The sequence below is a fragment of the Serratia quinivorans genome (assembly GCF_052113645.1).
GTDB classification, from domain to species: Bacteria; Pseudomonadota; Gammaproteobacteria; order Enterobacterales; family Enterobacteriaceae; genus Serratia; species Serratia quinivorans_B.
The window spans coordinates 342,067-357,285 of the sequence record NZ_JBIEIU010000004.1 but is presented as its reverse complement, the minus strand read 5'-3'; the positions used below and the strand labels follow the sequence as shown (position 1 = coordinate 357,285).

Sequence of the window (15,219 nt, the reverse complement as noted above, 5' to 3'; positions counted from 1 at the left end):
TCGAGGGAGTATTTTGGTTTTGCCATAAAAAACTGCACCTTATTCAGTTGGGTGTCCAACTTTTGGGGTGCAGTTCAAACCGGGGGCTTTTTAGATCAACCGGGGAAAATTACTTCGCTTTACCCTGGTTTGCCACGGCGGCCGCTTTGGCAGCGATCTCGTCGGCATTACCCAGGTAGTAACGTTTGATTGGCTTGAAGTTCTCGTCAAATTCATACACCAACGGCACGCCGGTTGGGATGTTCAGCTCGAGGATCTCGTCTTCGCTCAGGTTATCCAGGTATTTCACCAGCGCACGCAGGGAGTTGCCGTGTGCAGCAACGATAACGCGCTCGCCGCTTTTGATACGTGGCAGAATTTCTTCATCCCAGTAAGGGATCACGCGATCGATGGTCAGCGCCAGGCTCTCGGTCAGCGGCAGCTCTTTCTCGGTCAGCGTGGAATAACGCGGATCGTGGCCCGGGTAACGTTCGTCATCTTTGGTCAGCTCTGGTGGGGTAACGGCAAAGCCGCGACGCCATTGCTTAACCTGCTCGTCACCGTATTTTTCTGCGGTTTCAGCCTTGTTCAGACCCTGCAGCGCGCCGTAGTGGCGTTCGTTCAGCTTCCAGGATTTTTCAGTCGGCAGCCAAGCCTGATCCAGTTCGTCCAGAATGTTCCACAGGGTGTGGATAGCGCGCTTCAGTACGGAGGTGTAAGCAAAGTCAAAAGAGAAACCTTCATCTTTCAACAGTTTGCCTGCGGCTTTCGCTTCGGTGCGGCCTTTGTCGGACAAATCAACATCATACCAACCGGTGAAGCGGTTTTCGTTGTTCCACTGGCTTTCGCCGTGACGCACCAGAACCAGCTTAGTTACAGCCATAGCTTAACTCCTTAATAATCTGACATTTCAATGATAACGAAAATCATTATATTGCCGCGGCCGGGGGCTCGGCAATCGATAGTGTTTAACCATAGCCAATTTCTTGCCGCAAAGTAAGTGCTGTTCTGAGGAAAAGCTGAATCGATCAGGCTGGCGTCAGTGGGGAGTGCGGCACGGTGAAGGGAGATTCAGCCGTGCCGTGGGATCAGGGCAATCAGGCTGCTTTTTTCAGGCAATTGCTCATAAAGGTTTTACGCTCGTCGCCTTTCAGGCTTTTGGTCTTGGCGTCGGCGTTACAGGTTTTCATTTTCTGCTGCTGCGGGGTCAGCGTTTTGGTCGCTGCGGTGCCTTCGGATTTCAGGCAGGTGCTCATAAAGGTGGAGCGATCCGCGCCTTTCAGCGTTTTGCTAGAGGCCTGTTGATTACAATCGGTCATGCGTTTCTGCTGCGCGGCCTGTGCCGGTGATGGCGTTTTTGCTGCGGTGTCGGCAGCCATCAGATTGGTGCTCAGCAGTAAACCCGCCAGTAATGGAAGTGCAGTAATCAGACGCATAGGTGTTCCTTCAGCTATTGGCCGGCCGGGGTGGCCGAAAATTGTGACGTTGCACAAGGTGTTGTGCTTATCACCGTAGCCTGATTCTAGTGCGCGCTTTGGAATAAGGAAAGGCAGCCGCCCGTGGGACGGAAGGGTAAAAAGGTAAGCATTTATAACAAACGGCCCCCGGCCGCATGGCAAGGGGCGTAGCGGGTCAAATAGGATAAAACTGATAATGGGTGGCGCTTTGGTAAAGCTGCCCCGGTTGCAGCCAGCAGTCGGGCTGCGGCCATTCCGGGTGGTTCGGGCTGTCCGGCAAAAACTCGCTTTCCAGCGCCACGCCGGCGTAATTGGCGTAGCTGCCGCCGTCACGCGCCGGAGTACCATCCAGATAATTGCCGCTGTAAAGCTGCAATGCCGGCGCACTGGTGAAGACGCTCATTTGTACCTGACCGTCTGCAGACCACAGATGGGCTGCCGGGCAGTCCAGCGCGCCACAGGTGCGATGCAGCAAAAAGGCATGATCGTAGCCTTTTACCCGTTGTTGGCAGCGATCGCTCAAAAAATCCTGCAACAACGTTTTCGGCTGACGGAAGTCCATGCCGCTGTCTTTCACCGGTGTCAGGTCAGCATTGGGGATACCTTCGCTGTCCACCGGCAGATAGCGGTCGGCAAACAGCTGCAACCGCTGGTGGCGTGCATCGGTACCGGCGCCGTCAAGGTTGAAGTAGGCGTGGTTGGTCAAATTGACCGGGCAGGCGCTGTCGGTCCGCGCCTGATAGCTGATTTCCAGGCGATTATCGGCGGTGAGTCGATAGCTGACCTGAACGTCGAGATTACCGGGAAAACCCTGGTCACCGTCTGGCGAATGCAAGGCGTAGCTCACCTGCTGCCGATCTTGCTGGATGATGCGCCAGCGACGGGCATTGAAGCCCTCCGGCCCACCGTGCAACTGATGCTCTCCCTGGTTGGCGACCAGCGGATGCGGTTTGCCGTCAATCACCAGGTTGGCGTGAGCGATGCGGTTGGCATAGCGCCCCACGGTCGCGCCAAGATAGGCCGCCTGCTGCAGGTAGTCCGCCGGGGTTCGGCAGCCTAGCAGCAGCTCGCGTGTCTTACCGGATTTCAGCGGCAGCACGGCAGAAAGCCAGGTGGCGCCCCAGTCCATCAGCGTTACCGTCATTCCGCCGGCGTTTTTCAACTGGGTCAATTGGTAGGGCTGACCGTCAGGGGCCAGGGTTTGGCTGTCGTTCAGCATTTGCCGGCCCCCTCAGATGCCTTGCAGACGTAAAAGGTCTCTTTCAATCCGTTGGTCTGCAGAGGATATTCGCGGGCTACCGCTTCGCGTACCGGCTCGACCAGTGCCTGCGGCATCAAAGCCACGATACAGCCGCCGAAACCGCCGCCGGTCATGCGTACGCCGCCACGATCGCCAATAACGTTTTTAACTATGTCCACCAGTCGATCGATCGGCGGCACGGTAATTTCAAAATCATCGCGCATTGAGGCATGCGACTCCGCCATTAATTTGCCCATCAGCTTCATATCACCGGCGGCCAGCGCATCGGCGGCGGCCAGCGTACGATCGTTTTCGCTGATCACATGACGTGCTCGCTGGGCAACGATCGGATCCAGTTCATGCTGGATCGGGAAAAACAGATCCGGGCTGACATCGCGCAGTGCCTTGACGCCAAAGAAGCGCGCGGCTTCCTCGCACTGCTTGCGGCGGGTATTGTATTCGCTGTCCACCAGCCCGCGTTTCACATTGGAATTGATGATTACCACGGCAATATCTTCCGGCACCGATACCGCCCGGGTTGCCAGCGTTCGGCAGTCGATCAGCAAGGCATGATCCCGTTCACCGAGCGCGGAGATCAGTTGATCCATAATCCCGCAGTTGCAACCGACAAACTGGTTTTCCGCCTCCTGGCCATTGAGTGCCAGGGCTACGCCATCCAGCGGCAGGGCATACAGCGCCTGCATGGCCTGGCCAACGGCAACTTCCAGTGAGGCGGAAGAGCTGAGACCGGCACCCTGCGGCACGTTGCCGGCAATCACCAGATCCGCGCCGCCAAAATCGCTGTTGCGCTGCTGCAGGTGTTTGATCACGCCGCGCACATAATCGGACCAGCGTTGGTTCGGGTGGCTGACGATCGGATCGTCGAGTGAAAAGAGATCCTGCTGGCTGTCGTAATCAGCGGCGATCACCCGGATCTGACGATCGTCGCGTTTGGCGCAGGCGATCACCGTCTGATAGTCAATGGCGCAGGGCAGCACAAAACCGTCGTTATAATCCGTATGCTCGCCGATCAAATTCACCCGCCCCGGGGCCTGAATAGTCAGTGCGGGCGCGTAGCCAAAACGTTCGGTAAAAAGGGTGTGGGTAAGGGTCTTTAAACTCATGGTTGGGCTCCGGCTTCACGGTAATGGACATCGCTAACGGCGCGCAGACGTTCTGCGGCCTGTTCTGCAGTCAGATCGCGCTGGGTTTCTGCCAGCATCTCGTAACCCACCATAAATTTACGCACCGTGGCGGAACGCAGCAGCGGCGGATAGAAGTGGGCATGCAATTGCCAGTGGCGGTTATCCGCGTCGTTGAACGGCGCACCGTGCCAGCCCATGGAATAGGGGAAGGAACACTGGAACAGGTTGTCGTAACGGCTGGTCAGTTTTTTCAGCGCCACGGCCAGATCGCTGCTCTGCTCGGCGCTGAGATCGGTAATGCGTTGCACCGAGCTTTTCGGCAGCAGCAGCGTTTCAAACGGCCAGGCCGCCCAGTAGGGCACCACGGCCAGCCAGTGCTCGGTTTCCACCACCGTACGGCTGCCGTCGGCCTGTTCGCGTTGCACGTAATCCAGCAACAGGGTGGACTGATGCTGTTGGAAATACTCGCGCTGCAGACGGTCTTCATGCTCGACTTCGTTCGGCAAGAAGCTGTTGGCCCAAACCTGGCCATGGGGGTGTGGGTTGGAGCAGCCCATGGCCGCGCCTTTATTTTCAAAAACCTGTACCCAGGGATAGCTGCGCCCCAGATCGGCCGTCTGTTCCTGCCAGGTGGCGATGACCCGTTCCAGCGCCGGCAATGGCAGCTCCGGTAGGGTTTTGCTGTGATCGGGCGAGAAGCAAATGACCCGGCTGGTGCCGCGGGCGCTCTGGCAGCGCATCAATGGATCCTGACTTTCCGGCGCCTGTGGGGTGTCCGTCATCAGCGCGGCAAAGTCATTGGTGAACACGTAGGTGTCCTGATAATTCGGGTTTTTATCGCCGGTAACGCGGGTATTGCCAGGGCAGAGGAAGCAGTCCGGATCGTGCTGCGGCAGCGTTGCTTGCTGTGTTGGCTCCTGCTGGCCTTGCCACGGTCGTTTGGCACGATGCGGCGAAACCAATACCCATTGGCCGGTCAGCGGGTTATAGCGGCGATGGGGATGATCTATGGGATTAAAATCCGTCATGACGGTTCCTTATTCTTGGGCAATACGGCACGGTGTAATCGCTTCCATCTGCCGCTAACCTGCCCTTGACTCATGCAAATGGATAACTATGGCCAAAAAGATAGCACGTCCCACGGGGTAAAAAGGTGATCCAGAGCGAAAAATGGAATCGTTTACACTCCATGACATAACCAAAAGTACCGCCAGTACAGCGGGAAGGAAAAGGACAGGAAAGTCAGTATCAGGCTGGAGTGATAGCGTTTTCACGGCATTGACCGGTAGGCGTTTGCCCACCGGCCAAGAGGATCAGGAATGTTGGTACAACGGGTAAGTGAACAGCAACAGGTGGGTCAAATTAAGTCCGAAGTGGAACACAATCGGTACCCACAAGCGGCCGCTCCACATCCACGCCAGACCGTAAATCAATCCGGCAAGCGTGGCAAAAGCCACCATCAGCATGCCGCCGGCCAAATGCGCGGCACCAAAAATCAGCGCGGCGATAACCAATGCCGGCCAGGCTCCCAACCATTGGCTGAGGCGTTGCTGCAGATAGCCACGGAACAGGGCCTCTTCCGCCATACAGACAAAGAACAGGTTGGCCATGACAAACGGCAGGATCCAGGACGGGGTATGCAACTCTATCTTCAGGCCGCCGAGCGCCACCGCCAGCAGCAGCAAGACCGGCACGCTGATAATCAGCGCCGTCCAGGCAGGCGCACCCACGCTTTTTTCTGGTTTATTAAGTTTAAATAACGTCGGCAGACAGGCGAACAGCAGGAAGGGAACCAGTGCCTTGTCAAAGTTGTAGTACATGGTGAAGGGGGCGCTTAACGGGCCCGCTTTATCACCGTCGATCATCAGTTGGTTATTGATCCCCGGCACCCAATGCAGGAATAGCGCGACACAGCTTGCGACCACCAATACTTCGAGTGGAACAGCCAGATTGCGCTGCGCCCTAAAATGGTGTCGCAGTCCCGCGAGAGCGGCAATGCCTAATAAGCACGTCAGGCTGAGCGGGGTCAGTACCGCATGGTACATGCCCATCCCCGCAGATGCGGCCAAAATCAACCAGGCTATCAGCCGGTTAAATGGCAAAAAGAATAACGAAGTAGCCAGTACGCCCCACATAACTATGTCCCTTTAAATATGTACACGGCGCTCAGTGCCATTATGGCGTGTGATTATGGCGAAATTGAGCGCTAAGCCGGATAGTAGCACAGTGAAGTTACAGTGAAGGTCGGGTCAGTGGGGTAAATGCTGCCATTAACCTCTCATCCAGGTCGGCGATCGGCTGATTTCCGCCAGATTTTGCAGAATATCCAGACTCTGCTGTTGGATCTCCAGCGTCGGTGCGGCGCATAAATCCTGCAAGACAGTCACCTGAAAACCGGCGTCATGTGCCTGTCTTGCGGTGCTCTCAATCGCCAGCGGGGTACTGACCCCGCCCAGCAACAAATGATGGCAACGATGTTCCTGCAGCCAGGTTAACAAATTGTTACCGGCAAAGGCGCAAACGCCGTTTTTTTCGAACTGAAAATCTGTCGGCAGCACCTGCAAATCCTTATCCCACTGGCAACCGGGGCTGCTCAGGCGCAGCGCGCCAATCTGTTTCAGCTGGCTGAACAGCGGAGAGTGGGCGGGAATATCGTGATAGTCGTCGGCAAAACCGACGCGCACCCAAATCACCGGAATTTTGCGCACCCGGGCATAAGCCGCAGCGGCATTGGTGTTGGCAATCAGGTTTTGTGCCACCACCTGTTCACGGCAATGATTAGCCCGCCCTTTGGGGCCAATCAGATCGTCGATAAGATCGATAATAATCAGTGCGGCGGACATAGTGTCTCCAGAAGCGGATCCTTTTCCCCTTATGATAAAAGGCCAAATGTGATGTGTTTCAGAGGAAGTGTTGCCGGATATGTCATCGGATGAGTAGCAAGGGCTACCCATCCGCAGGGGGATCGGGGTTTCAGCCCAGCGTATCCAGCTGATAACGGTAGCCGTCGCCCTCAGGAACAAAGCTCAGGCGGTGGGTAATACTTTGCGGTGCGTCTTGCGCATGGTGAGAGACAAACAACAGTTGGGTCGAGCCCTGACCGATCAACACATCGACAAAACGGCGTACCAACTGGCGATTGAGGGGATCCAGCCCCTGCAAGGGTTCATCGAGGATCAGCAGCGCCGGGTGTTTGACCAGAGCGCGGGCGATCAGCGCTAACCGTTGCTGGCCCCAGGAGAGGCTGTGGAAAGGTGCCTCGGCGTTTGCACCGCCCAGACCCAACAGCGCTAACCATTGGTCGGCCAACTGCCGCTGGCGATCGGACACTGCCTGGTAAATACCGATCGAATCGAAGAAGCCGGACAGAATAACGTTGCGCACGCTGGCGCTGACACGGTAGTCCAGGTGCAGGCTGCTGCTGACGTAGCCGATATGGCGTTTGATATCCCAGATGGTTTCCCCACTGCCGCGACGGCGACCGAACAGGGTAAGGTCGTTGCTGTACCCCTGAGGATGATCGCCGGTGATCAGGCTGAGCAGGGTAGATTTGCCGGCGCCGTTCGGGCCGACGATCTGCCAGTGCTCGCCGGGGTTAACCTGCCAGTCGAGGTGATTCAGGATCGGCCTGTCGTTGTAACTGACCACCCCATCGCGCAGGATGATTAACGCTTGGTCAGGCGGCAGCGTGGCTTTCTGCGCCGGATCTTCGGTTTCCGGCAGCGTCAGACCATCCAGATTCTCACTGTGCGCCAGTTGCGCCACCAGTGCGTCCGCCATCACCTGCTGACGGGTTCCCTGGCTTGCCAGGGTGCAATCGGCCAACACGCCCACATGACGGATAAAGTCCGGCACTTCATCAAAGCGATTAAGCACCAGCACCAGGGTGTAGCCATGCCCGGAAAGGTCGTTCAACAACGCCGCCAACTGGGCGCGCGAATTCACGTCCAGCCCATCGAATGGCTCATCCAGGATCAGTAAATCGGGTTGCGGCATCAGTGCGCGGCACAGCAGGGTTTTGCGTGTTTCACCGGTGGAAAGGTATTTGAAACGGCGCGACAGTAGCGGGGTAATGCCAAACTGCTCGGCCAGTTGTGCGCAGCGTTCGGGGTCTTTGACCTCTTCCTGAATGATTTCCGCCGCGGTGCGGCCGGTGTCTTCCTCGCCCGGGCTGAGCAGGTCGGTATTGTTGCGTTGCCATTCGTCGCTAACCAGCTTTTGCAACTGTTCGAAAGAGATACGCACCGCATGGCTGAAATCGCTGCGACGCTCGCCGTTCAACAACACCAGCTCATCCGCCAGCGCGCGCGCCAGAGCGGATTTGCCGCTGCCATTGGCGCCGACAAAGGCCCAACTGTCACCGGCCTGAATATCCAGCGCGGCCAGCGTCAGGGTACGGGTATCGCTTAAGCGGAATGAACCTTGCGAAATGTGCAACGACGACATCACCTGTTCCTTTTTATGCAATTATTTTGTTTAGAAATAGGCGCATTGCGGGGCGATGTCAATCGGCAAAAATGCAACGTTACGTTGCGTTTAACACAACGTGGCAACAATCACCCGATCGGCGTTAAACAAGGCGTGTACCGCACTGCCGGGGCGCAGTTTCAGCTGTTGCAGTTCCGGGTTGGCCACGGTGGCGCACAGGGTTTCACCGCCCGTCAGCGTCACCAGCACTTCGCTGTGATCGGTACCGGGTTGAATACTGGCGACCACGCCCGCCAACGCGTTGTCCGCAGCCCCGACCACGGCAGCGTCGGTATTCAGTTTCACCCACGGCGCTTTAATCAGCGCCAGCACTTCCTTGCCCGGTGAGAGCTGCAGTCGATCGGCGCTCTGCTGGGTAATGGCCGCGCTGAGACGGGTTGTGCCGTCGTTCAGTAAAATATCCAGATGCTGTTGCACCTGCTGGTGGTCGCGCTCGATCACGGTGCCGAAAAACTGGTTGCGCGCACTGGTCTGCAGTGAAAAACGCGAGATCGCCGCCAGCAGGCTGTCGAGCGGCAGGTTGTCCTGTTGCAACACGTCGAAGGCTTTTTGCTGGATCTGCCCCAGCAGATCGTAAAGCTGGATCAGCCGCTCACCGTAGCGGGTCACCTGAGCACCACCACCGCCTTTGCCACCGGTGGCACGCTCTACCACCGTTTGCTCCGCCAACTGGTTCATTTCGTTAATCGCGTCCCAGGCACTTTTATAGCTGATGCCCGCCAGCTTGGCGCCCTGGCTGATGGAGCCGGTATGCCGGACTTGTTTCAGCAGCGCGATGCGGCGTGGGTCGGCGAACAGTTTTTGCTGAAGTTTTAGGGTAAGGAGAATTTCGGCCTGCATAACGCGTCCTGTCGGCTGCAAAAGCCTTATTGTCGCCGATTTGGCTGCAAAGCGCCAAAGGATGCGTCGGCAACAGCCAGGGCTCGATAACAATAAAAACTGGCCTTCAATTATTGAAATGTTATAACATAACAAAAAATATAATGATTGATGCCGGCCACGGCGGGTTTTTATTTCACCAAAGGGATGCTGTAAATGAGTGCTGCACGTCTGGGTTTCGTCACGCCCAAAAAACCACCTTATTACCTGATTACCGCTTTGCTGTTAAGCCTGCCGAACGCCGCGCTGGCCGTCGGCGCTTGCGACAAAACCGAAAAGTCATCACCTTGTGAAGACAGCTTAACCGTGCAGGCATCCAGCCAGCCTCAAAGCACCTATGGTTCGCTGGAGGTCGTCACCCAGTCGGCTTCGCGCCTGGGGCTGACCAATCTGGAAACCCCACGCAGTATTGATGTTATCAGCGCACAGGCTATCCAGCAGCGGGGTGATAAATCGCTCGCCGCCGTTGTCGAGCGTGCTCCCGGCATGTCCGGCGTGGCTTCCCCCACGCTCAGCAATAACTTTTCACTTCGCGGTTTCAGGCCGGTTTCCTGGCTGTATAACGGCGTCGAAACGCCGGGCAGCACCCTTCAGCTAGCGGATCCTTCCCATTACGGCAGTGTAGAAGTGTTGCGCGGCCCCGGATCGGTGCTCAATGGCCTGAGCGCCGCCGGCGGCAGCGTCAATCTGCTTTCGCGCCAGCCGACCTTCAGCCGCCAGCCCATCGAGCTCGACTATGGCCTGTCGAGTTATAATAGCCAGCGCCTGCACCTGGGAGCGGGAGGGACGTTAGTCGACGACGTGGCGGCCTATCGTCTGGACGTCAGCGGTAGCGACAGCGGCACCAATGTGCAATATGAGCGTGACAAACAGAAACGGGTATCCGGCGCGCTGCTGTTTAAACTGTCTGATAATGCCCTGCTGACGTTAAGCCTGGATCGCATGCTCAATCGCACCAACAACCCTTACTACGGCACGCCGCTGGTGGAAGGGAACATTGCCCACGAACTGCGCGATATCAACTACAACAACCTGACCGACAGCCGTATCCAGAGTAACGCCACGTCGTTTCAGGCCAGCCTGGATTGGTTCACCACGCCTGAAATTGAGCTGCATAACCAGTTCTACTACTACAGCGGCTTTCGCGAATGGCGCAATGTGGAACGCTTTCGCATCTCGGCGGCCACCCAGCCCGGCTATGTCAATCGCGATTCGTTCGGGGCGCTGGCCCACGATGACGACCTGATCGGCAACCGTAGTTCACTGGTGTTCGACCGGCCGTTGGGTGGCTTCGATAATCGGTTTATTGTCGGCCTTGATCTGAGTAAACGTCGCTTTCAGTACTACTCCAACGGCTTCCCCGGTTCCGAAGAGGTTCCGCTGCAGGCACCGATCAGAGAAAGTTTTTCACAGGGCACCGATCGCCAACGTTCTCCGGTTCGCCACGTTACGCAAAACCAGTACGCCGCCTTTCTGGAAGACCGCTTCAGCCTGACTGAGCGTTTAACCCTGCTGGGGCAGTTGCGCTACAACCATATGGATATGGATTGGCATTTTCAGGGCCTGCAAGAAGAGCGCTCCGCGCAAACCTACGTCTTCAGCGTCTGGAGCCTTGGCCCCAGCTATGCGTTGATCGATAACATCAATATGTACGCCAACTACACCACCGGCAAGGAGCCGGGCAACGACCTGTTCTTTTTAAGCCCGTCGCAAACCGGTCTGCCGCTCACCCGGGTACGTCAATGGGAAGTCGGCGCCAAGGGGCAGTTTTGGGATAACAAGGGAGAGGCCACGCTGGCGTTGTACGAACTGCGCAAGGACAACCTGTTTGTGCCCAATGCGCAGCAGCCGGATACGCTAAATGCCGTTGGCCGGCAGACCTCGCGCGGCGTGGAATTAAGCCTGATGTTGCGCCCCAGCGATCGCTGGGAGCTGGCCGCCAATGCGGCCTACACCCACGCCCGTTATGATGAGTACCGTGGCGGCAGCCCGTTACGTAGCTATAACGGTAATCGTCCGGCCTACATCCCTGACTGGACCGCCAACCTTACGGCACGTTATATGCCGACGGAACAGTGGGGGCTCACCTCATCGCTGCGCTACGTGGGCAGCAGTTATAACGACGACGCCAACCAGCGTAAAATGCCGTCCTACACCACGCTCGATTTGGCGACAGACTATCAGATCACCCGGACTGTGGGTGTGGGCGTGCGTATCAGAAACGTCACCAACCAGTTGTATGCCTATCAACGTACTTACCCGGATCAGGTGCTGATTGCTCCATCACGCACCTATGAAAGCTTTATTTCGGTGAGGTTCTGATCCTGCCATGCAGCCGATAATCTGCCTGCTGGTGGCGCTGGGCTTGCCGTTTCACGCGCTGGCACAGGCCGGTGCTGTCAACCTCAACAACTGTGACCAGGCGTACCGCTACCCGGCGGCGCCTGAGCGGGTGCTGGTTTACGCCAACCCCGCGTTGGAAAACATGCTGGCGCTGGGACTGGCGCAGCGCATCGTCGGCATTATCGGTTATGACTATGCACGGGATACGGCTCCGTCTCCGACAACGCGGGGCAAAGCCCTGAGCCGGCTGTCGGCCGCCGCACCGCCGGCGGCGGAGCCTTTACTGTTGCTCAATCCGGATTTTGTCTATTCGGCCAGTTACTACTGGTTTAACAGCCCGGAAACGCCCAGCCGCGATCGGCTGACGGAGTGGGGAATCGCCACCTATCTCTCGCCTGACGTCTGCAGTGGCCAACAAAGTACCGTAAGCCGCTCGGCGAGCTTCGAGGGTATTTTTGCCGAACTGCGTGAAATTGCCCGAATTTTTAACGTCACCGGCGTGGCTGAACGCTTAATTAAAAAGCAGCAGTCACAACTGAAGGAACTGGAGCGACAGGCGGCGTCCTTGCCCCAACAGCGGCTACTTTGGTGGTATGCCGGTACGCAAACCCCTTATGTGGCGGGGTGTTGCGGCGCACCGGCACTGCTGACCCGCCAAATCGGTAGCAAAAACCTGTTTGGGGATCTGTCCGAGCTTTGGCCCACCGTATCCTGGGAAACCATTGCCGCCCGCGATCCCGACGTGATTGTGCTGGGCGATTTGCCTCGTGGCGGCCTCGGCGACAGTGCCAAAGATAAGATCCATTTTCTGGAGCATCACCCCCTGACCTCAACACTGCGCGCCGTGCGCCAAAAACGCTATGTCATTTTGCCAGGCTACGACTTGGATCCCTCGGTGCGTACCCTGGCAGCCTTGCAGCGTTTAATTCAGGGCCTGCAGCAACAGGCCTTGGGATCATCCATTCTTAAAAAGGAACCCTGATATGTCTTCGCTTTCATTCTCCTCACTGTTGACCTCGTGGGATCAGCAACAAGGGGCTTACATCGCCGAGCGAGAAGCGCGTTTCAATGCCCAACTCGAGGTGTTAGCGCTTTCGGTCGGCGAGGATTTTCACGTGCTAGATCTGGCTTGTGGGCCGGGATCGCTAAGCCTGCGCATCCTTCAGCGTTTCCCGCAGGCCAAAGTGACGGCGATGGATCTCGATCCGTTACTGTTGGCCATTGCCCGCGGTGCCCTGGCGGAATATGGCGACAGGATCCGCATTCTTCAGGCCGATCTCGCCGATCCTGAGTGTTTCTCATTGCTCGAGGGGGCAACGCCTGACGCGGTGGTTTCCAGCACGGCGCTGCACTGGTTAATGCCGGAACAGCTGACGGTGCTGTATCGCAACATCGTCGAACGGCTGCCCACGGGGGGCGTATTTTTGAATGCTGACCACCAGCGTTATGACCATCGGCAGCCACGCGTTAAAACGTTGGCTGAACTGCACGATAACCAGACGCAGCAACAGGCCTGGCGCAACGGTGTCGAAGACTGGGAGCAGTGGTTTGACAAGGTGCAGCAACTGCCGGAGCTGGCGCAATATCGGCAACAGCGGGAAAAGCTGTTCGCCGGGCGTCCTGTCCCCCCGGCGACGGCATTGGATTTCCAACTTGCCAGCCTGACGCAGGCGGGGTTTACCGAGGCCGGGCCAGTCTGGCAACTGCTGGATGACTACGTGATTGCAGGCTGGAAATAATATGGATAGGTCTCTACGCCGAAGTTCGAAGCGTTCAGGAGGCTGGTTGTGCATGTTGGCGCTGGCATTGCCGCTATTTTTGCTGGGCGCCTCGTTGTACGGACCGGCGCCAATATCGCTGCATGACACGTGGCGTATTTTGTCTGCCCCTGGCGCCGCTAACGCCAACGACGGTAGCGAGATTTATCAACGGATAATCTGGTCATTGAGAATGCCGAGGGCGCTGTTGGCCGCGGTGGCGGGGGCCGGTCTGGCCCTGGCCGGCACCGTCCTGCAGTCGCTGACGCGCAACCCGTTGGCCGATCCCTGGGTGCTGGGGATCTCTTCCGGGGCGGGCGTGGGTGCTGTTCTGGTGCTGGTGTTGGGGCTTGGCGGCGGCCTGTTGTCGGTGTCTGGCGGAGCATTTATCGGTGCAGCCGGGGCCTTTGCCCTGGTTTTACTGCTCGCCGGGCGTTCCTTGAACGCCGAGTCATCGCTGTTTATTTTGGCGGGGGTCGCGGTCACGCAACTGCTTTCGGCACTGACCTCGCTGATTACCCTATGGCAAGCGGACGCCAATGCCACGCGTGGCGTGATGTTTTGGCTACTGGGATCCTTCAGTGACGCCCGCTGGTCGCAGGTGGGGCTTTGCGCTCTGCTGCTGGCGGCGACACTGGCGATTTGCTGGATGAAAGCGGGCGAGCTGGACGCATTGGCGTTCGGCGGCCTGACCGCGGCGTCGTTGGGAGTGGCGGTGGCGCCGCTGAAGCTGCTGCTGTACGGCATTACCATGGCGCTGACGGCCGTTATCGTCGCATTCAGCGGCGCGGTGGGGTTTATTGGGCTGACGGTGCCGCACGTCGCCAGGCTGTTGGTCGGGCCACGTCACCGGGTGCTGTTGCCGGCCAGCGCGCTGTGCGGCGCGTTGTTTGCCGTCGCGGCGGACACCCTGGCCAGAACCTTGTTTGAACCGCGTGAACTGCCGGTGGGCGTCTTGACCGCGTTGTTGGGTGTCCCGGTATTTCTCGCCTTGCTGTATCGGAAAATAAACGCATGAACATTGAAAGCCGGTTATCGGGGCTGCGTGCCGAAGAGTTGGTGTGGTCAACGGCAGAAAGAGTGGTGCTGAATAATCTCAGTTTTCACGCCCGGCCCGGTGAAATTACCGGCGTGCTCGGCGTCAACGGCAGCGGAAAATCTACGCTGCTCAAGTTACTGGCGGGATTGATCCCCCCCAGCCGTGGCCGGGTGTATTTGCAGCAAACCGATATTGCCTCACTGAAAGGGCGCGAACGAGCCAAATGCATGACTTTCCTCGAACAGTCCGGGCCCGGCGCCTTTGCCATTGCGGTGAAAGACGTGGTATTGCTCGGGCGTCTGGTTTACGCCAGCCGCTGGGCAGGGTTCAGCGCGGTAGATTATCGCATTGCCGGGCAGGCGATGGAGCAGGTCGGCATTTCGCACCTGGCCGAGCGTGAATGGCATCAGCTGTCCGGCGGGGAACAGCAACGCGTTCATCTGGCACGCGCGCTGGCGCAACAAACTCCATGGCTGTTATTGGATGAGCCTGCCAACCATCTTGATATTGCCCATCAGCAGCAGTTTATGGCGTTATTGCGGCGGCTGGGCATCAGCGTAGTGGTTTCGCTGCACGACCTGAATTTGGCGGCTTGCTACTGTGACCGGCTGATGTTGTTAAAGCAGGGAGGTTTGTACGCGTTCGGCCCCCCGCAGCAGGTGCTGACATCGGAGACGATAGACAGGGTTTATGGGGTAGAGGCCAGGCTGGCGGCGGTTAGCGATTATGCCGCGCCGCTGATCTATTACCCCGTTCAATAGCGCTTGGCGGCAGCCGATAGGCGCCACCGGAGCACAAATGGCACGTTTGGCCGGTTACAAATTTTGCACAGTCTTTAAAATAAGCACGTTTTAGCCGGTTTTTTGGTTTAAAATAGAAGTTACGTGGCGGT

General features: G+C 57.7%; 14 protein-coding genes. 5 read left to right on the top strand and 9 right to left on the bottom strand.

Annotated elements, in window-relative coordinates:
• Positions 1-109 precede the first annotated feature (109 nt).
• The 9 genes from gpmA to modE form a co-directional block, all read right to left on the bottom strand.
• A complete protein-coding gene (gene gpmA / locus ACGS9J_RS10905; RefSeq protein ID WP_442230935.1) occupies positions 110-862 on the bottom strand; it encodes a 2,3-diphosphoglycerate-dependent phosphoglycerate mutase in 753 nt (250 codons plus the stop codon).
• Positions 863-1,076: 214 nt separating this feature from the next.
• Entirely contained in the window at positions 1,077-1,415 is a 339-nt protein-coding gene (locus tag ACGS9J_RS10900; RefSeq protein ID WP_442230934.1) for a PsiF family protein, read from the bottom strand.
• Positions 1,416-1,611: 196 nt separating this feature from the next.
• Positions 1,612-2,655 (bottom strand): galactose-1-epimerase, encoded by a 1,044-nt coding sequence (gene galM / locus ACGS9J_RS10895; RefSeq protein ID WP_442230933.1) that lies wholly within the window; start codon positions 2,653-2,655, stop codon positions 1,612-1,614.
• On the bottom strand, positions 2,649-3,800 hold the full coding sequence (galK, locus tag ACGS9J_RS10890) for a galactokinase (RefSeq protein ID WP_442230932.1): 1,152 nt from the start codon (positions 3,798-3,800) through the stop codon (positions 2,649-2,651). The genes galM and galK overlap by 7 nt, the downstream gene beginning before the upstream one ends.
• Entirely contained in the window at positions 3,797-4,849 is a 1,053-nt protein-coding gene (gene galT, locus ACGS9J_RS10885) for a galactose-1-phosphate uridylyltransferase (protein WP_442230931.1), read from the bottom strand. Before galT ends, galK begins: the two co-directional genes overlap by 4 nt.
• Before the next feature lie 285 nt (positions 4,850-5,134).
• On the bottom strand, positions 5,135-5,956 hold the full coding sequence (locus tag ACGS9J_RS10880; protein ID WP_442230930.1) for a CPBP family intramembrane glutamic endopeptidase: 822 nt from the start codon (positions 5,954-5,956) through the stop codon (positions 5,135-5,137).
• Positions 5,957-6,091: 135 nt separating this feature from the next.
• Positions 6,092-6,664, bottom strand: a complete 573-nt coding sequence (locus ACGS9J_RS10875) for a cysteine hydrolase family protein (RefSeq protein ID WP_442230929.1) — start codon at positions 6,662-6,664, stop codon at positions 6,092-6,094.
• A 130-nt stretch (positions 6,665-6,794) separates the two neighbouring features.
• Entirely contained in the window at positions 6,795-8,267 is a 1,473-nt protein-coding gene (gene modF, locus ACGS9J_RS10870; RefSeq protein WP_442230928.1) for a molybdate ABC transporter ATP-binding protein ModF, read from the bottom strand.
• Positions 8,268-8,357: 90 nt separating this feature from the next.
• Entirely contained in the window at positions 8,358-9,149 is a 792-nt protein-coding gene (gene modE / locus ACGS9J_RS10865) for a molybdenum-dependent transcriptional regulator (protein ID WP_442230927.1), read from the bottom strand.
• A gap of 195 nt (positions 9,150-9,344) precedes the next feature.
• On the opposite strand from modE, the gene ACGS9J_RS10860 reads away from it, so the two are divergent.
• The 5 genes from ACGS9J_RS10860 to ACGS9J_RS10840 are packed head-to-tail and all read left to right on the top strand — an operon-like array spanning position 9,345 to position 15,088.
• On the top strand, positions 9,345-11,510 hold the full coding sequence (locus ACGS9J_RS10860) for a TonB-dependent receptor (protein WP_442230926.1): 2,166 nt from the start codon (positions 9,345-9,347) through the stop codon (positions 11,508-11,510).
• A 7-nt stretch (positions 11,511-11,517) separates the two neighbouring features.
• Positions 11,518-12,513, top strand: coding sequence for an ABC transporter substrate-binding protein (locus ACGS9J_RS10855; protein ID WP_442230925.1), 996 nt, complete (start codon positions 11,518-11,520; stop codon positions 12,511-12,513).
• Position 12,514: 1 nt separating this feature from the next.
• A complete protein-coding gene (locus ACGS9J_RS10850; protein ID WP_442230924.1) occupies positions 12,515-13,270 on the top strand; it encodes a class I SAM-dependent methyltransferase in 756 nt (251 codons plus the stop codon).
• Position 13,271: 1 nt separating this feature from the next.
• The gene (locus tag ACGS9J_RS10845) at positions 13,272-14,306 is read left to right on the top strand and encodes a FecCD family ABC transporter permease (RefSeq protein WP_442230923.1); all 1,035 of its coding nucleotides are present in this window, start codon (positions 13,272-13,274) and stop codon (positions 14,304-14,306) included.
• Positions 14,303-15,088, top strand: coding sequence for an ABC transporter ATP-binding protein (locus ACGS9J_RS10840; RefSeq protein WP_442230922.1), 786 nt, complete (start codon positions 14,303-14,305; stop codon positions 15,086-15,088). The genes ACGS9J_RS10845 and ACGS9J_RS10840 overlap by 4 nt, the downstream gene beginning before the upstream one ends.
• Positions 15,089-15,219 lie beyond the last annotated feature (131 nt).